The sequence below is a fragment of the Marinilactibacillus sp. XAAS-LB27 genome (assembly GCF_036039175.1).
GTDB lineage: Bacteria > Bacillota > Bacilli > Lactobacillales > Carnobacteriaceae_A > Marinilactibacillus.
On record NZ_JAYXKP010000001.1, the window covers coordinates 165271 to 187618 of the forward strand.

Annotated in this window: 21 protein-coding genes; 16 read left to right on the forward strand and 5 right to left on the reverse strand. The window is 35.9% G+C overall.

The features are described from left to right. The first annotated feature begins 17 nt into the window (after positions 1-17). The 10 genes from VXN63_RS00695 to VXN63_RS00740 all read left to right on the forward strand — a co-directional run bounded on the left by VXN63_RS00695 (position 18) and on the right by VXN63_RS00740 (position 9202). Complete coding sequence (locus tag VXN63_RS00695; RefSeq protein ID WP_327756054.1) at positions 18-347, forward strand: PadR family transcriptional regulator; 330 nt, start codon at positions 18-20, stop codon at positions 345-347. Then, entirely contained in the window at positions 347-1318 is a 972-nt protein-coding gene (locus VXN63_RS00700) for a permease prefix domain 1-containing protein (RefSeq protein ID WP_327756055.1), read from the forward strand. The genes VXN63_RS00695 and VXN63_RS00700 overlap by 1 nt, the downstream gene beginning before the upstream one ends. 354 nt (positions 1319-1672) lie before the next feature. After that, positions 1673-3004 (forward strand): ABC transporter substrate-binding protein, encoded by a 1332-nt coding sequence (locus VXN63_RS00705; protein WP_327756056.1) that lies wholly within the window; start codon positions 1673-1675, stop codon positions 3002-3004. A 105-nt stretch (positions 3005-3109) separates the two neighbouring features. Next, positions 3110-4036: a carbohydrate ABC transporter permease gene (locus VXN63_RS00710; RefSeq protein ID WP_327756615.1), complete on the forward strand. Its 927-nt coding sequence runs from the start codon at positions 3110-3112 to the stop codon at positions 4034-4036. Positions 4037-4246: 210 nt separating this feature from the next. Continuing rightward, entirely contained in the window at positions 4247-4993 is a 747-nt protein-coding gene (locus tag VXN63_RS00715; protein WP_370632565.1) for a carbohydrate ABC transporter permease, read from the forward strand. A gap of 3 nt (positions 4994-4996) precedes the next feature. Beyond that, positions 4997-5620, forward strand: coding sequence for a YesL family protein (locus tag VXN63_RS00720; protein ID WP_327756057.1), 624 nt, complete (start codon positions 4997-4999; stop codon positions 5618-5620). A gap of 159 nt (positions 5621-5779) precedes the next feature. Continuing rightward, positions 5780-6457 (forward strand): response regulator transcription factor, encoded by a 678-nt coding sequence (locus tag VXN63_RS00725; RefSeq protein WP_327756058.1) that lies wholly within the window; start codon positions 5780-5782, stop codon positions 6455-6457. Between the two features lie 94 nt (positions 6458-6551). Then, the gene (locus VXN63_RS00730; protein WP_327756059.1) at positions 6552-7472 is read left to right on the forward strand and encodes an ABC transporter ATP-binding protein; all 921 of its coding nucleotides are present in this window, start codon (positions 6552-6554) and stop codon (positions 7470-7472) included. Continuing rightward, positions 7465-8259, forward strand: a complete 795-nt coding sequence (locus VXN63_RS00735; protein WP_327756060.1) for a hypothetical protein — start codon at positions 7465-7467, stop codon at positions 8257-8259. Before VXN63_RS00730 ends, VXN63_RS00735 begins: the two co-directional genes overlap by 8 nt. A gap of 37 nt (positions 8260-8296) precedes the next feature. After that, positions 8297-9202 (forward strand): sensor histidine kinase, encoded by a 906-nt coding sequence (locus VXN63_RS00740; protein WP_327756061.1) that lies wholly within the window; start codon positions 8297-8299, stop codon positions 9200-9202. Between the two features lie 39 nt (positions 9203-9241). On the opposite strand, the gene VXN63_RS00745 is transcribed toward VXN63_RS00740, so the two are convergent. Beyond that, positions 9242-10264 carry a zinc-binding alcohol dehydrogenase family protein gene (locus tag VXN63_RS00745; RefSeq protein WP_327756062.1) on the reverse strand — a complete coding sequence of 341 codons (1023 nt, stop codon included), beginning with the start codon at positions 10262-10264 and terminating at the stop codon, positions 9242-9244. 112 nt (positions 10265-10376) lie between these two features. Between VXN63_RS00745 and VXN63_RS00750 the strand changes: the two genes are divergently transcribed. Further along, positions 10377-11318: an aminopeptidase gene (locus tag VXN63_RS00750; protein ID WP_327756063.1), complete on the forward strand. Its 942-nt coding sequence runs from the start codon at positions 10377-10379 to the stop codon at positions 11316-11318. Positions 11319-11396: 78 nt separating this feature from the next. Beyond that, positions 11397-12071, forward strand: a complete 675-nt coding sequence (locus VXN63_RS00755) for a VanZ family protein (protein ID WP_327756064.1) — start codon at positions 11397-11399, stop codon at positions 12069-12071. A gap of 39 nt (positions 12072-12110) precedes the next feature. Here the strand turns inward: VXN63_RS00755 and VXN63_RS00760 are convergent, their stop codons facing one another. Continuing rightward, positions 12111-12953 (reverse strand): DUF72 domain-containing protein, encoded by an 843-nt coding sequence (locus VXN63_RS00760; RefSeq protein WP_327756065.1) that lies wholly within the window; start codon positions 12951-12953, stop codon positions 12111-12113. A 153-nt stretch (positions 12954-13106) separates the two neighbouring features. Between VXN63_RS00760 and VXN63_RS00765 the strand changes: the two genes are divergently transcribed. Next, complete coding sequence (locus VXN63_RS00765) at positions 13107-13847, forward strand: MurR/RpiR family transcriptional regulator (RefSeq protein ID WP_327756066.1); 741 nt, start codon at positions 13107-13109, stop codon at positions 13845-13847. Between the two features lie 57 nt (positions 13848-13904). Here VXN63_RS00765 and VXN63_RS00770 read toward each other — a convergent pair whose 3' ends face one another. Next, on the reverse strand, positions 13905-15233 hold the full coding sequence (locus VXN63_RS00770) for a 6-phospho-alpha-glucosidase (RefSeq protein ID WP_327756067.1): 1329 nt from the start codon (positions 15231-15233) through the stop codon (positions 13905-13907). Next, positions 15223-16824, reverse strand: coding sequence for a PTS transporter subunit EIIC (locus VXN63_RS00775; protein WP_327756068.1), 1602 nt, complete (start codon positions 16822-16824; stop codon positions 15223-15225). Before VXN63_RS00775 ends, VXN63_RS00770 begins: the two co-directional genes overlap by 11 nt. A 188-nt stretch (positions 16825-17012) precedes the next feature. Here VXN63_RS00775 and VXN63_RS00780 point away from each other — a divergent pair, with 188 nt between their 5' ends. Continuing rightward, positions 17013-17984, forward strand: coding sequence for an aldo/keto reductase family protein (locus VXN63_RS00780; protein ID WP_327756069.1), 972 nt, complete (start codon positions 17013-17015; stop codon positions 17982-17984). A 69-nt stretch (positions 17985-18053) separates the two neighbouring features. On the opposite strand, the gene VXN63_RS00785 is transcribed toward VXN63_RS00780, so the two are convergent. After that, entirely contained in the window at positions 18054-19241 is a 1188-nt protein-coding gene (locus VXN63_RS00785; RefSeq protein WP_327756070.1) for an ROK family protein, read from the reverse strand. A gap of 177 nt (positions 19242-19418) precedes the next feature. Between VXN63_RS00785 and xylB the strand changes: the two genes are divergently transcribed. Both xylB and xylA read left to right on the forward strand, forming a co-directional pair. Further along, positions 19419-20918, forward strand: coding sequence for a xylulokinase (gene xylB / locus VXN63_RS00790; RefSeq protein ID WP_327756071.1), 1500 nt, complete (start codon positions 19419-19421; stop codon positions 20916-20918). Between the two features lie 96 nt (positions 20919-21014). Continuing rightward, complete coding sequence (gene xylA, locus VXN63_RS00795) at positions 21015-22340, forward strand: xylose isomerase (protein WP_327756072.1); 1326 nt, start codon at positions 21015-21017, stop codon at positions 22338-22340. Positions 22341-22348: the final 8 nt, after the last annotated feature.

The following is a 22348-nucleotide window of genomic DNA, read 5'->3' on the forward strand; positions in this document are numbered from 1 at the left end:
ATAAAGGGGTGGGATGAGTGATCAGTAGTGACGTAAGTAGAGGATATAATGATTCATTTATATTATCTATTTTAAATGAAGGCGATTCCTACGGATACGAGATCTCTAAACAGATTAGGGAAATAACAAATGGTCAGTATGTAATGAAAGAAACGACGCTTTATTCAGCCTTTACTCGTTTAAAGGCTAAAGGATATATCACATCTTACCCTGGGAAAGAAACGCAAGGTAGGAAACGAACGTATTATAAAATCACGGTGGCTGGAAAAGGCTTGTTATTAGAAAAGCAAAAAGAATGGCAATTGACAAAATCTGTTGTAGACATATTTTTTGGAGGGGAAATATAATGAATACAATAAAAGAGTATGTAGATAAAATGTTTAAACATGTTGTGAAAACACAGGAGACTGAGCAATTGAAAGTGGATATTCTAGCAAATATGGAGGACCGATACATCGCATTAAAAGAAGAAGGAGCCTCTGAGAACGAAGCGATTGGAACAGTCATTGTGGAGTTTGGTAATATTGAAGAAGTGCTTGATGAGATGGGCGTTAATAAGCATCAAAAATCAAATAATGATTTAGATGATGTAATGGTAGTAGAGACTGAAGATGCTTATGAGTATATAGAAGGTCGAAGAAAAGCGGGCTTAGGTATCGGATTAGGTGTTCTTGCTTGTTGTATTGCCCTTGGTGGTTTTCTTGGTCTATTCGGATTATTCTCATTAGAATCCTACGGTATTATTCTAGGCTTAATATGGATGTTCCTACTTGCAGTCGTTGGTATCTCACTATTTATTATCCAAGGTTACCGATTGACGAACTATAAAGAGTATGAGCTTCCTTTCATCCTTGTACCTGAAGCTAAAATAAGGATTCAAGAGATGATGGATGCTTATAAAAAATCTTTCATATTTAGCATAGTAATCGGAGTAGCTTTATGTATATTATCTCTAATCCCAGTTTTGTTTACAGCTTTATCGTCCATAGATGAATTTATAGTCATTGGTATCGGGGCGATGTTCGTGATAGCTGGAGTCGGTGTCTTGTTGTTTATCTATACTGGAATGATTTGGACAGGATATCAAAATTTATTAAATAAAGGTAAATCCGTTGAGGAAGTCTATGAAGCACGTGAAAAGTACAAGCGAAACACTAAAATAACCAATATACTAGAGAATGTTTACTGGCCAATCTTATTGGTCGTTTACTTTTCATTAAGTTATTTCTCAGGTTCATGGGCATGGTCTTGGATTATTTTTCCAATAGGCGGAATATTACAAAGTACGATTGAATCTATATTTGATATTGAAGATTGATAAATGACCCAATACTAAAGGTATAGTCCAATCTGGATTATACCTTTAGTATTTTTTTGTATTAAAGTAATTTAAGCGTATTCTTATATTGGTGCTTCTACCGATAAGTAATAGTGATTTTTAGGTGAATAACGAAATTTAAATATTAATATAGTTATAAAATTAATATTTTTTATATTGGTGAGGTTGCTTATACGATAACAATAGTCACCTCCCTTTGATTATTTTAGCACTGAGAAGTCTTTATATTTGCTTCTTCTAATGCCATCATTTATTGTTTAAAGTAGAAATGGTTTGTGGATCAGTGGATTACCTAAAACTCTTTCATATTAATTATTTTAAGGGGGATTTCGATTGAAATCTAAACGCTCAAATCAATTAATCAAACATAGTTTACTATTAGGTAGTACAGTTTTACTTTTAGCTGCATGTGGTAACGGAGACGATAATTCAAGTAGTGAGTCTGCTTCTGATGGGAATGACGGCAGAACAACACTGGAATTTTGGTCTTTCTGGGGATCTGGAGCTAGAAGAGAAACGATTGAAGCCATCATTGAAGATTATAATGCGTCTCAAGATGCAGTCACAGTTGAACATGTCTATCAGCCTTGGGGAGATATCTGGACTAAGTCTTTAGCAGCTATTGCCGGGGGTAATGCACCAGATGTGATTGTTCAAGATATTAATAGTGTTAAACAAAGAGCAGAAGCAAATCAAGCAACAAATATACAGGAATACTTAGATGCAGATGATATTTCAGGAGACTTTTATCCGCAGCTATGGGACACAGTGCTTTATGAAGATGAAGCCTATGCATTACCATTTAACACAGATACACAAGTATTGTTTTACAATAAAACCGCTTTTGAAGAAGCAGGGCTAGATCCAGAAACACCACCAGCAACTTGGGACGAACTGGAAGAAATGGCTAGAGTATTAGATCAAGGAAGTGGAGATAGCTGGGAACAAATCGGATTTTATCCACGCTGGAATATTGGGGCTGATGTTTGGGCACTAAATGCAGATGGAGGGAATGCTTGGTTTGATAACAGCGGAGAAGTTGCGATCAATACTCCTGAAAAGGTAGAAGCACTAGAATGGATGCTTGAGTGGCAAGATTATTATGGTAGAGATACCATCAATCAATATGAAGCGGAATTCGGTTCAGGTGTATCTGATCCCTTCATTTCCGGTTTAGTATCTATGCGAGGACAAAATATTAACTATTACACCAACTTAGTGGAAAATGCTCCAGACGATTTTGAATTCGGTGTAGCGCCTTTACCTGAAAAAGAAGAAGGTAGTGGAAACTGGTCATGGGGCGGTGGATTTGTTTTAGAAGTTCCAGCTAATACGGACCATCCTGAAGAGTCTTATGACTTCATGAAGTATCTTTCTTCAACAGAAGTACAAGAAGAGTTTGGAATGAACAGTTTTGACATTATGGCGAATGCTGAAGCCAATGAAAACTTAAAAGAACATCCAGATCTTGATGAAATGGGTCAGATGATCTACGAACTTGCCGATTCCAATTTAGAAGTGACTACGATCACTCCGGTACCGCTTAATGCACCGGACTTTTCATCTCTTGTAAATACAGAAATCGATGCAGCCTTTCTAGGTCAGAAAACAGCTCAAGAAGCTCTGGATGATGCACAAGAATCCGTTGAGAATCTTGCTCAGTAATTGAAGAACTGAATAGTCGTTCATTATAAATGGTCAATAGTAAGTGAGAAGGGGCAGATCATTTCCCTTCTCACTATTTTTTAAGGCGGTGTATAAATGAAAGCAATGCATGCTACTAACAACCAGAAAAAAACTCATAAGCCTAAGTGGAATAAACGCAAAAGAAATGAAGCTTTGTGGGGATTATTGTTTGTTTCTCCATTTATTATTGGCTTTATCGGCTTTATGTTCTTACCGATGGTTTTTTCTTTTATCGGTAGTTTTACAAACTATAATATTACATCTAGAATGGATTTCATTGGATTTGACAATTTTAGAAGAATGTTTACGAATGACCAGTTATTCCTGACCTCCCTTTATAATACTGTATTCTATGTTATATTAAATGTTCCATTAACGACAGCGGGCGGGGTTTTTCTTGCTGTACTATTGAATCGAAATATCAGAGGAATTACAATTTTCAGAACGATTTTTTATCTACCAGCTATTCTATCGGGGGTTGCCGTATACGTCTTATGGATGCAGCTACTTTCTCCCTCAAGTGGTCTGATAAACACAGTATTATCTTGGGTAGGTATTGCCGGACCTTCATGGTTGTTTGATCCAAATTGGACAAAACCTGCATTGATTCTTATGCGTTTGTGGAGTGTCGGCGGAGCAATGCTTCTGTATTTGGCTACTCTGCAAAACGTACCCAATCAGTTGTATGAATCAGCTGAAGTTGACGGAGCTGGACCTTTTAGAAAGTTAAGACACATCACCTTACCACTGATTACACCTATTATTTTTTATGATGTGATTACATCAACCATTGGTGCTTTTCAAATATTCCAAGAAGCCTATGTAATGACAGAGAATGGTACAGGCGGACCAGCCAATTCGCTTCTTTTTTACAACCTTCATATGTGGAATAAAGCCTTTGTTGCTTTTGATATGGGGTATGCGATGGCGATGTCACTTGTGTTATTTGCAATCGTTATTGTATTAACATTTATCAATTTGAAACTGGCTCCTAGATGGGTACATTACTAAATAAATCAAAATAACTGAATAATTAGAGAGTGAGGAGAGGCTATGATAGAATCTTCTGAAACAAAATACGTGGAAGACGATGCTTCGAGTGCATCAAAAGCTCAGTCAAAATATTTTAAAAGTAAAAAGAGACAAGAACGAACTGGGAAAATACTCATCTATCTATTGCTGGTAGTTGTTAGTCTTGTCTTACTTGCGCCATTAGTTTGGATGTTAAGTACTTCGTTGAAACCTATGGCAGAGATTGTTAGATTTCCACCAACAATTCTTCCAGAAACATTTGTGTGGCAAAACTATATGGATACGATTCAGGCATTCCCGTTTTTTAAATATATGGGTAATACTTTGTTCATAACTGCATTCGTTGTACTCGGAAATGTTTTTTCCAATTCATTTATAGCTTACGGATTTGCTAAAATAGATTTTCCAGGTAAAAAGATCTTATTTGCACTTGTGCTCGCTACAATGATGGTTCCAGGATTTGTTACAATGATTCCTCAATATATTCTTTTCACGAGAATCAATTGGGTAGGAACGTATTTACCACTCATTGTTCCTGCATTTTTTGGTAGTGCCTTTAATATCTTTTTATTGAGACAGTTTTATATGTCTATCAACAATGAATTAATTGAAGCGGCACAAATCGATGGGGCTAACCACCTATATATATGGAGCCGTTTAATGGTGCCATTAACGAAACCGGCACTCATTACGGTTGGGATTATGTCCTTTAATGGAGCCTGGAATGATTTCTTAGGACCCTTGCTGTATATTACTAAAGAAGAGATGTACACGCTCCAAATAGGTCTTCAGTCATTTTCTAACCAGTCAACGACTCAATGGAATTATTTAATGGCAGGAGCAACTTTAGTTTTAATACCTAGTATATTACTCTTCTTCTTTGCTCAAAAATACTTTATCGAAGGAATGGATCTTACTGGTGGCACGAAAGGATAACTTATGGCAATAGAAAAAAACCTACCTAAACAGACCTCGGTTATTGTGCGCTTCACAGAATGGTTTGCGAATTTATCGCTTTTGAATATGATATGGTTACTTTTTTGTATTCCAGTCGTAACCATTATACCGGCTTCTGAAAGTTTATTTTATGTGGTCAATAAATTGTATAAGGCAAAAGAAAAGCATCCGATAAAATTGTTTCTTTCTCATTTCAAAGAAAATGGGTGGAGAAATTTCAAACAGGATGGGTATTTAGTGGTTATTTACGTACTATTTCTATTTAATTTTATGATAATCAGAAACAGAACTGATCTTCCAGACTGGATGTATTTATTTACTGTAGCGATATCAGTCTTATTCGTGCTAGCCGTATTACTTTCAATCTACTATCTTTCTTTGAAAACTATGATTGAGATGAAACCAGAAAAAAGATGGCTGTTATCTTTCTATCTTATATTTAAATATATACTGAGTAACCTAGGATTGAGCCTAGCAATTGCTTTAATATTTGGGCTATTATTTTTATGGCCAACATTAGCCATATTTTTTAGTATGAGTTTGCCAGCTTTGATTAGCATAATAGTAGTTGAAAGAAATTTTCACAAATTTAATAAGCAAAGATAGTGATATCATTTCAAAGACTTTACAAGAGCGAGTGCTCTTATAAAGTCTTTTTTTACATTAGCTAGAGTCTGACTCTGTTAAGAGGGCTAGAAAACTAGGGGATATTTCTGTAAACTAAATCAAGAGTACTCAATACATTGACTGGAGATGAGCGTTCAAATGAATAAAATTATGATTGTCGAAGATGATAACACAATTAACGAACTACTAGCGGATTTGTTAAGTGAACAGTATGAAGTGATCCAGGCTTTCGCTGGTTCTGAAGCATTGAGAATAATTGAAACAGAAAAATTAGATTTAATTTTGTTAGATTTGATGCTACCTGGTATAACAGGAGAAGAATTCATTTCGCACTTTCGTGAACAATCTAGTGTGCCGATTATAGTGATTACTGCAAAAGCAGAAATGAATGTTCTAGCAAATGTACTAGAAATAGGTGCGAATGATTACATAGCTAAACCAATTAATACGGTAGAAGTTCTTTCTAGAGTAAAAGCTCAATTGAGAGATCATCAAAATGACCGGGATAGTAATTCTATCCATAAAGTCGGATCTTTAGAGATGGACGAAACGACGAGAGAAGTTAAAGTATCAGAGTCAGTTGTATCTCTTACTCAAAAAGAATATGAATTACTTAAATGCTTCGTAGAACATCCTAGAAAAGTATTCACTAAGGCGAATCTTTTCGAAACTGTTTGGAAAGAAGCCTATTTTGGTGACGATAATACGATCTCTGTACATATATCAAGATTGAGAAAAAAGTTATCCGAGCACAGTGGTGAAGATCTTATTGAAACGGTTTGGGGAGTCGGCTTTAAACTTAAGGATAGTGAATAGTAGAATTAAGACTTTTGTAAGGTTTACTTCAGATTATTGAAACCTTTCTGCTTTAATATTGGTTTTGTAAGAAAGACAAAAAGGAGTGTTCAAATTGGAAAATCTGATTGAAACTATTGGGTTAACAAAACGTTACAAAAAACAATTAGCTTTAAATGATGTTTCGATTCATGTAAGACAAGGAGAAATTTACGGGTTAATAGGTAAAAACGGTGCCGGTAAATCTACGTTTTTTAAAACACTAATGGGTTTGGCACCGGAGTATTCAGGTGAAATTTTATTGTTTGGAGAGCGCTCGAGTGCGGAGTTGAATGATGCCCGCCAGCGTATGGGATTTATGATGGGTGCAAACTTTTTCCCTTACTTAACAGCTAGAGAAAATTTAGAATACTACCGAAAATTGAAAGGGATCAGCGACGCTTCGGAAGTTGACCGGGTACTTAAATTAGTGGAAATGGATCAAGTCAATAAAAAGTTCAAGGCGTTTTCAATGGGTATGAAGCAGCGTGTAAGTATCGCGAATGCATTGATGGGGTCACCAGATATTATTGTTCTTGATGAGCCAATCAATGGACTAGATCCACAAGGGATAGCGGACTTTAGAAAAATTGTTCAAAAGTTGAACAAAGAGCAAAAAATCACTTTTTTGATCTCTTCGCATATTTTAGGAGAATTGGAACTGATGGCTACTCGATTTGGCTTTATTCATGATGGCGTACTAATTGAAGAATTGGATAGAGAAACCATACGCAATAAAACAGAAGAAAAAGTGGTAGTCAGAACTAATGACGTTGAAAAAACAGCTTATCTTCTGGAACAACATTTTGACAATATTGATTACACTGTGAATAGCGGACAAGAAATTGTGATCTCGAAAATGACAGATAGAGTGGATGAAATTGCTCAATTAATTGTCAAAAATGAACTGAAACTCTATAAGCTAATCTCACAAGAAATTTCTATTCAAGATTATTATCTGAACTTGCTCGCTAAAGGAGGAGAACAACATGTTTAATTTTATTCAGGCAGATTTATATAGACTAGCGCATAAAAAATCGAATTACGCCTTTTATGGTATCTTATTTTCTCTTTTTGTTGTAGCGGTTATCCTACTACAGACGAGTTCTCCAGAGAGCGAAGGAATTTCTAACGCTTATATAGAACTGGGAGTATTTCTATTATCTCAAGCCTTTCCTTTATTTTTTGGTTTACAAGCGTACTCTACTGTATATATAAACGATATATCTTCGAGCTCACACCAAAATATCTTCAGTAGTGGATTATCTAAAACCGAGTTTGTGATCGGTAAATTCATCACTTTTGTAATCTATCTATTTACAACTTTCCTTATAGGTGCCATTGTATTCTTTGCGCTATTCTTTTTCCTAACACTAAGTACAGGTGCACAGTTTGATACCGGAAACTTAAGCAACCTTGCAGTAGTGGGAGTAACGATATTTTTAGGGATGATCGGTTATGCAGCGGTAGCAAATATGGTTTCTTTTATCAGTCAAAATACTACAGTGTCTTTAATTACTTTTGGAGTTCTAATCTCAAATATTAGTTTAACTGCATTAGATTTAATTAGTCTAGCAACAGATAAACTAGAATTTTTAAGAAAACTAACTTTATCTTACTATATAAACCATACCAACCAGTCCGTCATAGCTGGATTTTTACCTGAAATGTCATCAAATGCAGAGCCTTTAGTCACTTGGGGTGTAACGGTACTATACATTGTCGTTGCAAGTATTGTTGGGATTTTGATTCTGAGTCGAATTGAAATCAAAGAAGGCAAGTAGGTTATTCATTCATAAATAGGGAAGTAGGAGGTGTTTTATGGTCTTCATTGTGCTGCTCAGTTTAATTCTAAATGCACTATTCATGATTAAATTTTACCAAAACAAAAAATTTAATCAGCGTATCACAAACCAACTGAAATGGATTAAACAAGGAGATGCTTTAGCTGAATTGAGAAAACATCATTCTTCTGTTTCTCAAGATTTATTGATTGAAGAAATTAACGATTTAATCAAACGGCATAAACAAATTCAAATTGAATTCAATACGATTGATAATCAAAATAAAGAGATGATTTCTTCGATTTCACACGACTTTAGAACACCTCTTACATCGATGCTAGGATATGTTCAAATTCTTCAAGCATCTGCTGAAAGTGAAAAAGAAATCAAATATTTAAAAATAGTTGAAGAAAGAACAAAAGTCTTAAGTGAGTTGGTAGAAGAATTCTATCGATTAAGTCTACTTGAATCTAAAGATCTTTCTTTTGAAATGGAACAAGCTTATCCAATCCTTTTGCTACAAGAACAACTGGCGCTATATCATCAAGAATTATCACAATCTTTCAGTACGGTATCCGTTCAACTAATGGAAGAGACAATTAGTATTGAAACAAGTGTATTGGAATTCAATAGACTTTTAGGAAACCTCATTAAAAATGCCTTTTCTCATGGAACGGAACGGTTTTGTGTTTATAATGAATTATCAAAGGATAGTTTGATGATTTATATTGAAAACAAAGTAGAAAAAACAGATGCTCTTGACGTAAACAAACTTTTTGACAGAACCTACAAAGGGGACAAACCAAGAACATCTAGTTCTACAGGTCTAGGTTTATCTATCGCTAAGAAAATTGCTGAATCATTAGGGTATACACTTGAAGCCGCAATCGAAGGAGAAATTTTACAATTTAAGCTATCGATTCCCTTAAATGAACGTAAATAAAAACGAGTGACTCTGAGAAAGAGTCAACTCGTTTTTCGTTTATACAGTATGTTCAAGGACAATTTTCCCACTAGTATGACCAGTCATCAGTTGGTCATAAGCTTCGCTCAATGTCTGTTCAGTTATTTCTTCAAATCTGTGGTTAATCGTTGAGTGCACGTTTCCTGCTTCAACTTCTTTTCTCAATTCATCAAGATAATGATGCTGTTGTATCCAGTCCTCTGTTTTATAAACAGATCTCGTATACATCAACTCATAATTGAACGAAACACTTTTAGAAAAGAAGGCCATCGGGAGAGGTTCACTTAATGGAAGAATAGAACAAACATGACCTCTAGCGCTGACAATCTTACTAACTTCCTTAATATTATCGTCAGCGTTAGCTGCTAAAAAGATATAATCTACAGATTCGATACCAAATTCTTTCAGTTGCGGTTCGTAAGGTTTTTTGTGATCGATGATTTTATTCACGCCAAGAGATTTCAAATGATCTCTGGATTCATCCCGAGAAGCTGTTCCAATGACATCAATTCCATCGTTTAAAGCAATTTGGGTAGCGATTGACCCCACACCTCCAGCAGCTCCAATAATTAAAAGGGTGGGTGATTCCGTACTGTTTTTAGGAAGGTTAAGTTGATCATAAAAGGTTTCATAAGCTGTTAGCGCGGTAAGAGGGAGTGCCGCTGCCTCTGCAAAGTCTAAATTGTTCGGTTTCATAGCAACCATTCTTTCATCAATTAAGTGGTAATCAGCTTGAGCACCTTGAACATTACTGGTTCCAGGATAAAAGACGTCATCTCCAACTTTGAATAGTGTAACATCATCTCCAACCTCGACTATAGTACCAGAAACATCACGTCCTAAAACGGTGAAACTCGTATCATCTGATTTCTTCATTTTCCAAGTCATGACATCTGTAGGATTCAACGCTACGGCTTTAACTTCTACTAATATTTGTCTATCAATAGGTTTCGGCTTATCAATCTCTCTTTTTTCAAATTGAATCGAACCATTGTGATCTTTAGATTGTTCGAATCCATATGCAGTCATTTGCTCTGTCAAATTTAACTTCCTTTCTACTCATTAATAGGTACAGTCTACACCTTAAAAAAAGCAAGAACAAACGATATGTGATAGAATGAAAAAATACTGATTAAACGAGGGATGGTTGAACATGAGTCAATATTTGGAAAATGCACAAAAAGTATTTGATAATAATTTCAATTTACAAAAAGAAGAAACAGTTTTAATCGTAACAGACGATAAGATGAGTGAAATTGCTCACTTCTTCTATGAAGCGGCTAAACTCAATGGAAACGAAGCGGTGCTTACCCAGTTTCCAGCAACTTATAAAAGTGGAGAAGAACCACCCAAAGCAATTGCTGAGGCACTGAAGCATGCAGATGTTGCTTTATGCGTGACTTCAGCAAGCTTGACGCATACTCATGCTAAAAAAGATGCGGCAGCTATTGGCACAAGAATTGGGACGATGCCTGGGATTACATTAGATATGTTAGAAAAAGGTGCGATAGAAGCTGATCCAGATACTATCAAAAATCTTACAGCTCAGTTCACAGAAAAGCTAGAAACAGGTTCAGAAGTCAAAATTGAAAAAGACGGAGAAGTTCTTGAATTTAAGATTTCTGGCAGAAAAGGCGTTCCGAGTACAGGTATCTTTTGGAATAAGGGAGAAGCAGGGAACATCCCTTCTGGGGAAGCTTACATTGCTCCAATCGAAGATTCTGCAAATGGCTCATTAATAGTGGATGGTTCAATAGCTCAGTTAGGTAAAGTAGAAAAGCCCATAAAGTTAACGCTTGTAAAAGGGAGATTAACGGAAGCTACTGGAGAGCAAGGTGCTGCATTATTGAACCTCTTAGGAGAAGACAAAGGAAGAATAATAGCGGAGTTTGGTATTGGTACTAATCCAACTGCTCGTATAACGGGTGTAGTTCTTGAAGACGAGAAAGTTTTCGGAACCATTCATATTGCCTTTGGAAGCAACAAACCTTTCGGTGGTCAAACAGAAGCAGGAGTTCATATTGACTGCGTTGTACAAAGTCCAACTGTTTGGTTAGATGGAGAAAAGATTATGGAAAAAGGACAGATTGTTTAAGAAAATTTAAGGACTAGTCTTTAGAATGAATAGTTATTAGAAGAAAAGATTCGTTAGAAAAAGAAAGAAGGAAAGTCTATGAAGAGAGCGTCAAAATCAAAATACCCTTTATTTTTTGCTTGGCTAACGGTATTAGTCTGGATGGCGATCATTTTCTGGTTTTCTTCTCAGCCTGCAAGTGAATCAGCGCAATTAAGTTTTGGTGCCATGGAAGTCGGAAGTAAAGTTGTCAACCATTGGAGAGTTGTTGCAGCAGTAGGCTTTTTACTGTTTTTCAATTTATTTCTCATTTGGTTAAAAAGAAGAAGTACACCTTTGTGGGGCAAAGTACTGATCTTTATTTTATTTATCGTATTTTGTAGTGCAACTATCTATTTTCTTTTGACGATTGTTAGACCAAGACTAGGTATTAATGAAATAAGAGGTATGAATTATTATACCTTGCATAATTTCATCAGAAAAAATGCTCATTTCTTTATCTACATGTTCCTTGGAATATTAGTGAAAAATGCACTATCGACTTCAGATGTTAAGGGAATCAAAGCTGTTTTAATTGCACTCGTTATTTGCGCGGTTTATGCATCGACAGATGAATTTCATCAAAGTTTTGTTCCTGGAAGAACGGCACTAGTTTCAGATGTTCTCATTGATTCTACTGGATCATTTATCGGTATCTTTCTTTATTCAATTTTAGACTGGATTTCGGGTAAAAGAAGCATCTGGCAAGCTTTCTGGAATTTAAAAGCACAATAAAAAAAGCACGATCGATTAATTATTAATCGATTGTGCTTTTTAAAATAGATCCAGTTGACGAGGGGAAAGATTTTCAAAATCTAATCCCAGTAGCTTCTGTAAGGTTTTCGCATTAGGGGCCGCATGACCACCTGAGTTGTTATTAAAGATGATACATACTTCACTTGAATCCTTTTCTAACGTTCTAGCCGTTTCTGCAAAAGATTCTAATTCTTTTTCTTTATATTCATATAATGTTCTTTCAGCACGCCAGTCCTGTATGTTTTCTCCTAACCAACCTTCGTAATTACGACCGTGAAGGCGATATATGGATAATGAAGGGTTAGTTGACACGGAAACTGTTGGGACACTATTATTGGGTGTTTGAGGCTGATCAACAATAACATTAATCAACTTTAACTCTTTCAAAAATTGAATGGTTTTAGATTGATTATTTTCGCTGAACCAGCTTTGACTTCTAAATTCTATAGCTAAAGGCCAATCCCCCATTAGTTTTCGAACGAGTCTGAGATATTGGACATTTTGTTTGGTACAATCAAAGTATGGCGGGAACTGAAAAAGAAACGCTTTAACTTTTCCTGCTTCAACCATGGGAGAAAAGGTTTGTTTATAAACTTTGAACATGGATTCAATACTTGTAAACTCTTCAATCCATTCCTTATGCATCGTCATAGCTTTATAAGCCTTTGGAATGAAAGTAAATGCAGCTGGTGTTTTCTCAATCCAACTTTTGATATTTTTTTCAGGAGGAATGGCGTAAAAACTAGTATCTAATTCTACAACTGGAAAATGACTAGAGTAGTTTTCCAGTTTTTTTGATTGATCCAAAGTGATCAGTGGGTGATCGCTCCAACCAGTCAGTCCGATTGTTATCATAATCATTGCCTCAATTCTACTTTTATCTATTTAGTTTAACATGATATAATTGTTAGATAAAAGATGTATATTTATTTTTATTCAAACTGGAATTAGATAGATTAGAAAAGACTATTGTACTAAAAATCTCGTTATAATGATATCAAAGGAGTCTTTTAATTGTCCTTTTATAAATTTCTAGAAGAAAATCGTAACCAGTTAAATCAGACGGAAGAAAAGATTTTGACGTACTTAATAAAAGAAAAAAAGCAAGTTGAAAAATGGACGATACGGGAAGTTGCTCAACAGTTTTACACTGTTCCCAATACAATTGTACGAATGTGTCAAAAGCTTGGATTTCAGGGTTATGTTCATTTCAAAAATTCCTTAAAAGACACGTTAGTAGAAGAACGATCTGTTTTAGAAATGACCGATTTAGATAGTAAGATTGTAAAAACAAAGCAATTTCTAAATGATGAGATTATGGAACACGTGTTGCAGGCTATAAATGAGGCAGATCAAATTTTGTTCTTTGCAGTTGGATTATCTAGGTTTCCAGCAGAAGAGTTTAGTGAACGACTTAAAATATTAGGAAAGAGGAGTCAAACCTTTATTGATCCTCATCTTATGAAGCATAATGCAAAACAAATGTCAGACAAAGACTTAGGAATTGCACTTAGTTTAAGTGGTTCAGAAAAATCTAATGTGTTCTCGGCCACGAGCCGTGCCAATATAGCCGGTGCAAAAACAATTAGTTTGACAGGTTTTTCAACTAATGAACTTTCTAAAATAACCGACTTACAGCTATATGTGTATAGTACTGAAATCAAAATTGAGGGCTTAGACGCAGCGGATCGATTTGGCATGCACTATTTACTGAATAGATTATTCAAGGATTATGTAGACCGATATTCAATATAAAAGAGAGACCTCTACTTTACTTTTCAATGTAAGGTAGAGGTCTTGAACTCATTTAGGTTAGTTTAATTCTGGCCAGTATTTTTGATTTGCTAGAATAAGATCATCTAGTAAAAGACGAGCTTTTTTAGCATCTACAACAGTTCTATTCATTGTCAATGCTTGTAATGCTTTTGTATAGGAATTTTCCATAAAAGCTTCAACCGTTAGTTTTTCATAAGCGTGTTGAGATTCTATCAAACCTTTGTAAAAAGTATCAATTTTACCAACTGCATATGGTTGGGGACCGTTAGCGCCTAAAGATGCAGCAACTTCAATCATACTATCGTCTGGAAGGTTAGCTACGATTCCGTTGTTACGGACCATCACTACATAGGTTTTTCTTAAATTATGGGCAATAGAAGCGGCAACTTCAACCATCATATCACCATGAGCATCGTTATGAACTACAGAAGAATCTCTAGCCGTACCATTTTTTACAATTCGTCTGCATTCTTCAAATACTTTCTTTTCACGACCTTCTCTAACTTCATCTGTCCTAGTACGGTGTGGATCCATTTTGGATAATTTGTAATCAGGGTATAAATAGTATTGAAGATAAGTGTTTGGTAAATAATCCGGAAAATCTCTTAACATATCTTCGACCATTGCATACGTATCTAGCCATGATTGATCTCTTTGCTCTGCATCCACTGGTCTAAAACCACCATCGAGTATAATTTCTTTAATTTCTGGCATACGGTCTTTGCCATTCTCATCATAGAGATGTTTAAACCAGCCATAGTGGTTTAAACCGAAGTAAACAGGCTCAAATTTGTTGGCATCAAAATCAATCAAACTTGCGAAAGATCTTAATAAGTTGACTGGTTGATCACAAATATTTAAGATCTTATCTTCTTCAGGAAATAATTTGTCCAAAGCTAGCGCAACAATAGCTGCAGGGTTCGTATAATTTAGAATCCAAGCATCTGGAGAAATACTTCTAACTTTATTGACCATTTTTTGCATATCTACTATTGATCTGAGGCCATAAGCAAAACCACCTGGTCCACAAGTTTCTTGACCAATAACGCCATGTTTAAGTGGGATTTTTTCGTCTTTTTCACGCATCTCGAATCCACCAGTTCTCATTTGACAGAATACAAAATCTACATCACTATAAGCTTCATTTGCATCTGTAGTGTATGTGACTTTTACATCAGGTGCTTCTTCTTTGAAAAGAATCTTAGCAAACTCTCCAATCACACTTTGACGATCTGCATTAATGTCATACAATGTGATTTTTTCAATAGGGAATGTACTTAAATGAGTGGTCATAGCTTTTAGAATTCCAGGAGTCCACGTTGATCCTCCACCTACTAATACAATTTTACTTTTCTTATTCATCATGATAATTTGCTGCTCCTTTCAATTTGGGTGCAATATTTTCTACCTTTGGTCCATAAATGACTTGATAATTTGTTTCATCAATTTTTACCGTTCCTGCTGCGCCAGTTTTCTTGAGTTTAGCTTCATCTACTAATGAGGTATCACTTAATACTAGGCGAAGTCTAGTGAAACAGTTATCGATACTTTTAATATTTTGACTACCCCCTAGAGCTTCTACAATGTTCATACCTAGTTCATCGTCAGATAGACTCGTCTTAGTATCTTCGCTTAAAGCAACATCTTCTTCAATTTCACGACCAGGAGTAAGAACATTTCTTTTCTCAATAACTAGTTTGAATACAAAGTAATAAATGGGGGCATACAATAATCCAACTAAAACGGGCCAATACCAATTTGTTTGAGTACCTTGTAGGATACCGAATACGGTTAAGTCGATCACGCCACCTTGAACATTCCCAATGACGACATTAAAGGCATCCATTAGCATAAAGCTTAATCCTGCCATAAACGAGTGGAAAATATAGAGTATTGGCGAAACAAAAATAAAAGAAAATTCAATTGGTTCAGTAATTCCAGTCGTAAAACTCGCTAATCCTGATGCTGACATTAATCCTTTAACTTCATGTTTTTTCTCTTTTAATGCAGCTTGCACCATAGCAAAAGCTGCAGCGGGTAATCCAAATACCATGAAGGGGATTTTACCTTGAGCTAAGAATCTTGTAGCTTCTGACATAACTGTAAGATCTGGTGAATCTTGAGCAAGTGAAGCATTAAAAATATTCAGTGCACCAACCACTTGCTGACCATCTATTTCTGCAATTCCACCAATGGGCGTAAACCGTACAATCTGATTTAATATATGATGTAAACCCGTTGGCACTAAAAGTCTCTCTAAAAATCCAAATAGGAATGTTCCGAATAATCCAGCGTCCGCTATTAAACTACCGACACTTTCTATAGCTGCACCAAAATAGGGCCAGATAAAATACATCAAGATTGCAAGAAAAGGGACTACAACCGTCGTTATGATAGGGACAAATCGTTTACCTCCAAAAAAGCTTATCGCAATAGGTAGGTCTATAGTATGGAAGCGATTGTGTAAGAATGAGACAAGTAAACCAGTTATTATACCACCGAATACGTTCATCCTTAGAGTGAATATTCCTAATACGGATTCATATTGCGAAGCAGTTTGGGTAGCCGCTAGTTCAGATAACCCAGATTCCATAAGTGCTTCCACTGAATAGGTAGCTGCAGTTATGTCATTTATGCTTAAGAGATATTGTATGGTTATATGGAAAAGTATAAATCCAATGACACCTGAAAAAGCTGCTGTCGTTTTTTCTTTTTTCGCTAACCCGAAGGATATTGCGACAGCGAATAAAATTGGTAAATTACCAAAAATCGCTCCTGCAAGTGCACGTACGATTCCGATAACGTGTTGTACAATTGTGAAGGACACGAAGGTGTCTCCCACAATGTCGGGATTTTGAAGGACGGAACTAATCCCTAAAAAAATACCTGCAGCGGCAATTAAAGAGATGGGGGTCATAAGTGCTTTACCAAGGCGTTGCCAAAAATCTTTAGACATAATAACTTCCTCCTTTATTCTTTTATAAGTATATTGTAAGGGTTTTTATAAATAGTTTACAAGAAGGAACACGTCTGTACACAAGGTTTAAACTTGTTCACGAAACCGTGTACATATTTCTATTATCAGTTGCTTTTGATTGTCAACTCTGCGAAAATATAGAAAGAACTTACTATGGAGGCGATATCATGGAGTATAGACAGTTAGGTAATAGTGGACTTAAAGTTTCAGAAATTGCACTAGGTAGTTGGCTTACATACGGAAAGACAGTAGAAGATACTACTGCAGAAGACTGTATTCGACTAGCTTATGAAAAAGGCATTAACTTCTTCGATACAGCAAACGTTTATGAACAAGGGCAAGCTGAAAAAGTGCTTGGTAAAGTATTAAAAGACTATCAAAGAGATCAAGTTGTTGTAGCGACCAAAGTTTACTTCCCTATGGGAGATGGACCAAATGATAGGGGCCTTTCTAGAAAACATATCATCGAACAATGTGATAAGAGTCTTCAACGTCTAGGAATGGATTATGTAGATTTATATCAATGTCACCGATTCGACCCAACAGTGCCATTGGAAGAAACCCTAATGGCATTAGATGACTTAGTGAAACAAGGCAAAGTCTTGTACACGGGAGTCAGCGAATGGTCTGCAGCTCAAATTGAGAAGGCTCAGGGAATTATAGACCACAGAGGGCATCACAAAATGATTTCCAATCAACCGGTCTATAATTTATTGCAACGATACATTGAATCTGAAGTTTTACCTGTTTCGGAATCTTATGGAATGGGTCAAATCGTATTCTCTCCATTAGCTCAAGGCGTTCTAACTGGAAAATATAAACCAAATGCTGAAATACCAAAAGATTCTAGAGCGGCAAACAAAGAAATCGGAAGTTTTGTAAATCGTTATATGGACGATGAAACTTTGGAAGCTGTTCAGAAATTAGATGCAATTGCTGATCAATTAGATTTAAGTCTTGTTCAACTTTCATTAGCCTGGATCCTACGTAAACCGGGTGTTTCTGCAGCCATCATTGGAGCAAGTAGACCTTCTCAAATTGAAGAAAACGTTAAGGCATCTGGAATAAAATTATCTACAGATGTTTTAGATGAAATCGATACAGTACTGGAAAGTATTGCACATATCAGAACAAGATAACGAGACAATATAAAACGGACCCACATTCTATCTCTAGAGTGTGGGTCCGTTTTTTGATTATTTTAAATTTTATTTATTCGATCGTACAGCGGCTGTAGAAGTATAACCTATATCAAATTTAACCTCATCAAGACTCAAAAAGTTTTTTAGATTTAAGACGGTAGCGCCGTAAAGACTAGATTGACTCCCTAATTTGGATTTAGACAATTGGATACTCTTATAAATAGATCGGTCTAGATGTTTTTCGATGATAGAAAGGATGTTTGGTAACTTATCAAATATCTCAGAATTCACATAAATGACTTCTGGATCATACGTGCCCATGATATTCATTAAACCGATGGATAAATCTTTAGCGAAATGATCAATCAGCAGGGTGGTTTCAGCATCTTCTTGCTCAACTGCTTCTATTAAATCATCAAAAGTACATTGATCGTCTTTTTTTAAAGTTTGGAATCTTCGAATCAAGGATGTGAAAGATCCGTATTGTTCAAAGCACCCCTTATTACCACAAGCACACTGAATGCCATCAGGATACAAAATCGTATGACCGATTTCGCCGCTACGCCCTTTAAATCCTCGAAACAATTGTCGATCTAAGATAATTCCAGCACCTATACCTGTATGAACACTGAATGAAATTAAATGAGTATGTTCGTGGTCGTATGCAGCTTCTGCTAAAGCAGAGAGATTGGCTTCATTTTCAATATAAACTGGAATGTTTAATCTATCTTCAAGTTCCTTCACTAAATCAATCTCATCAATATCAAAATAAGGGGTGAAACTAATTTGGTTTTCATCTACAACCCCATGAATAGAAATTGCTATTCCAATCATTCCAAAAGGCTTAGCCGTATATTTAGTGTTAAATTCTTGAACGTGATTAACCAGCCGTTCAATTACATTTTCTTTACTAATTTTGCAATGCTCAGTATACTTTTCGATGACTTCGCCGTTAAGGTAGGTGGCTAATGAGCTAATTTGATCAGAACGTAGGTCAATGCTAAAAGAAATACCTGCCTTTTTATTGATTTCCAGATAAATCGGTTTTCTACCACCAGCAGATGAGCTTTCTCCAGCTCCAATTTCAACGACATATTGGTCTTCAATCAAATTTCTGACGATTTCCGAGATGGTTGCCTTATTTAAACCAGTTAGTTCTGAAATTTTTGCTCGAGACATCTGATAGCCATTCATAATATTTGAAATGACGAGTATGGTATTACTATTTCTTGTAGATGTTTTTTTAAGATCCATGGAGTTCTCCTATTTGAATAATAGATTTAATTTAAATGAAAGCGGTTGACTTTTTTGTTCTTTTAAATTATAGTTTGTTTATTATATAAACTAACTGACTACACTGTACCATAATCTGATCCACAATTGAATAATTTTATTCGTTAGGTGAAGCAAAAGTGAATAGGAGCGTGAGAAATGAGTTACGTGTTGGGAATGGATTTAGGAACGAGCGGGTTAAAAGGGATACTGGTTGATCGAACAGGTCGAATCGTAGCTTCAGCAGAAAGTGATTATCCACTGTTAACCCCTCAAAGAGGGCATAGTGAGCAAGATCCTGAAGAATGGTATCTAGCCGCACTCAAAGTATTTCAAAGTATTAGAGAATCAGTACCTGATATGAGCCAGAAAATAGAGGGTATTAGTTTTTCTGGACAGATGCATACGTTAGTCTTACTTGACCAAGAGGATAAGGTTTTAAGGAATGCAATCCTCTGGAACGATGTTAGGACCACAGAACAATGTGAGATGATCACTGAAACATTAAAAGGAAGTCTGTTGGAGATTACTAAAAATAAAGCGCTTGAAGGTTTTACACTTCCTAAACTCCTTTGGGTTAAAGAATATGAACCAGATATTTATGATAAAATCAGTACATTTCTATTACCAAAAGACTACTTAGGATTCCGTTTGACGGGTCATAAACAAATGGAATTCTCAGACGCGGCAGGTACTTTACTGTTGGATGTTGAAAATAGAAGTTGGAGTGAAACAATTCTCAATACTTTTTCAATTGATCCAGAAATCTGCCCAAAACTTGTTCGCTCGGATGACTGTATTGGATTTTTAGATTCAGAAATTTCCAAAGTATTAGGTATTGAAAAAGTAGTAAAAGTCTTTTCAGGTGGAGCAGACAATGCATGTGCCGCAATTGGAGCAGGTATTGTTGAGTCAGATCAGGCCATGGCTAGTATCGGAACGTCAGGCGTTTTTCTCTCCAATGAAACACGTGGAGATAAATCGTTTAATGGAGATCTGCACTATTTTAATCATGCTATTGCCGATCAATTTTATACGATGGGCGTTACATTAGCTGCAGGAAATAGCTTAAGCTGGTTCAAAAAAACATTCGCTGAGCATGAATCATTCGAAACACTACTAAAATCTATAGATACGATTGAACCAGGTTCAGAAGGGCTGCTGTTTACACCTTATATATCAGGAGAACGCACACCATACACAGATAGTACAATTCGTGGGTCGTTCATCGGAATGGATATTGGACATACTAGAGATCATTTTACGAGAGCAGTACTAGAAGGGATAACTTTCTCATTAAAGGATTCATATGAAATTATGCGCACACACGCAGCCTATCCATTTAAGACAATTGTTTCGGTGGGAGGGGGCGCAAAAAATAAAGTATGGCTACAGATGCAAGCTGATATTTTTGACACACCGATTCGTACCCTTGAGACTGAGCAGGGGCCTGCAATGGGTAGTGCTATGATTGCAGCAGTTGGTACAGGTTGGTTTGATAACTTCAAAACTTGTGCAAATGCCTTTGTTCACTACAAAGATGTTTATCATCCAATAGAAGAAAATGTTTTAAAGTATGAGAATCTGTACACAGTCTATGGACAAATTTACGCAGCTACAGCAAATTTAAACAGTCAATTATCTAAACTTAATAAATAGGAAAAGTTTAATTGACACCGCATACATTTTTATATATAGTTAGTTTGTATAATAAACTAACCAACTAAAATTAATTAATTAGGAGTGATTGATTTCATGACATATTTTGATAACATCAATAAAATTCAATATGAAGGTGCTACTTCAAAAGACCCGTTAGCATTTAAATTCTATAACCCTACTGAAAAAGTAGGAGATCAAACAATGGAAGAAATTTTAAGATTTGGTGTTGCATACTGGCATACGTTTACAGAAGATTTATCAGATCCATTTGGTGCTGGAACAGCACTTAGACCTTGGGATAAATACTCAGATCCAATGGATAAAGCGAAAGCCCGAGTAGAGGCTGCTTTTGAGTTATTTGAAAAATTAGGCGTACCTTACTTCTGCTTCCATGATTTCGATATCGCTCCCGAAGGAAGTTCCTTAAAAGAAACACTTGAGAATCAAGATATTATCGTGGATATGTTCGAAGACTATATGAAAGATAGCAAAGTTAAACTATTATGGAATACAGTGAATAATTTTTCACATCCGAGATTCGTTCATGGAGCAGCGACATCAAATAATGCAGACGTTTTTGCCTACGCAGCTGCAAAAGTGAAAAAAGGGCTTGAGGTTGGTAAGCGATTAGGAGCCGAAAACTACGTATTCTGGGGTGGTCGAGAAGGATATGAAAGTCTTTTAAATACCAATATGGAACTTGAATTAGATAACTTAGCAAAATTCTTCCATATGGCTGTAGACTATTCAAAAGAAATTGGATTTGATGCTCAATTCTTGATTGAACCAAAACCAATGGAACCAACTTCTCACCAATATGATTATGACGTAGCACATGGATTTGCCTTTTTACAGAAATACGATCTTGCAGATAAATTCAAATTCAATATTGAAGCCAATCACGCGACTTTGGCAGGACATAGTTTCGATCATGAACTTAGATACGCAAGAATTAATGGGATGTTAGGATCTGTTGATGCTAACCAGGGACATCCTCATCTTGGTTGGGATACGGATGAATTTCCAACGGATCTGTATGCTACGACATTAGCCATGTATGAAATTCTTAAAAACGGCGGATTGGGTTCTGGAGGTCTGAACTTTGATGCGAAAGTCAGAAGAACTTCATTCCATGCAGATGATTTATTCAAAGCCCATGTTGTGGGAATGGACAGTTTTGCACTTGGTTTGAAAGTAGCCCATAGATTAATCGAAGATAAAGCTCTTGAGTCAATTGTCGATAACCGATACCGTTCATTCAACCAAGGAATCGGTAAAGAAATCAGAGAAGGTAAGACAGATTTCAAAAAACTTCAAGATTACGCTTTAACTCTAGATGATATACAGAATGAATCAGGACAATTAGAAGAAATTAAATCCATATTAAACCAGTATTTAGTAACGACAATCGCTAAATAAATAGTACT

Bases quoted from the DNA above. Each gene is read 5' to 3' on its own strand.
- VXN63_RS00780 (WP_327756069.1), top strand. From the start codon at position 17,013: ATGGAGTATAGACAGTTAGGTAATAGTGGACTTAAAGTTTCAGAAATT.
- VXN63_RS00725 (WP_327756058.1), top strand. From the start codon at position 5,780: ATGAATAAAATTATGATTGTCGAAGATGATAACACAATTAACGAACTA.
- VXN63_RS00715 (WP_370632565.1), top strand. From the start codon at position 4,247: ATGTTAAGTACTTCGTTGAAACCTATGGCAGAGATTGTTAGATTTCCA.
- VXN63_RS00755 (WP_327756064.1), top strand. From the start codon at position 11,397: ATGAAGAGAGCGTCAAAATCAAAATACCCTTTATTTTTTGCTTGGCTA.
- VXN63_RS00785 (WP_327756070.1), bottom strand. From the start codon at position 19,241: ATGGATCTTAAAAAAACATCTACAAGAAATAGTAATACCATACTCGTC.
- VXN63_RS00735 (WP_327756060.1), top strand. From the start codon at position 7,465: ATGTTTAATTTTATTCAGGCAGATTTATATAGACTAGCGCATAAAAAA.
- VXN63_RS00700 (WP_327756055.1), top strand. From the start codon at position 347: ATGAATACAATAAAAGAGTATGTAGATAAAATGTTTAAACATGTTGTG.
- VXN63_RS00710 (WP_327756615.1), top strand. From the start codon at position 3,110: ATGCATGCTACTAACAACCAGAAAAAAACTCATAAGCCTAAGTGGAAT.
- VXN63_RS00750 (WP_327756063.1), top strand. From the start codon at position 10,377: ATGAGTCAATATTTGGAAAATGCACAAAAAGTATTTGATAATAATTTC.
- VXN63_RS00720 (WP_327756057.1), top strand. From the start codon at position 4,997: ATGGCAATAGAAAAAAACCTACCTAAACAGACCTCGGTTATTGTGCGC.
- VXN63_RS00770 (WP_327756067.1), bottom strand. From the start codon at position 15,233: ATGATGAATAAGAAAAGTAAAATTGTATTAGTAGGTGGAGGATCAACG.
- VXN63_RS00775 (WP_327756068.1), bottom strand. From the start codon at position 16,824: ATGTCTAAAGATTTTTGGCAACGCCTTGGTAAAGCACTTATGACCCCC.
- xylB (WP_327756071.1), top strand. From the start codon at position 19,419: ATGAGTTACGTGTTGGGAATGGATTTAGGAACGAGCGGGTTAAAAGGG.
- VXN63_RS00760 (WP_327756065.1), bottom strand. From the start codon at position 12,953: ATGATTATGATAACAATCGGACTGACTGGTTGGAGCGATCACCCACTG.
- xylA (WP_327756072.1), top strand. From the start codon at position 21,015: ATGACATATTTTGATAACATCAATAAAATTCAATATGAAGGTGCTACT.
- VXN63_RS00740 (WP_327756061.1), top strand. From the start codon at position 8,297: ATGGTCTTCATTGTGCTGCTCAGTTTAATTCTAAATGCACTATTCATG.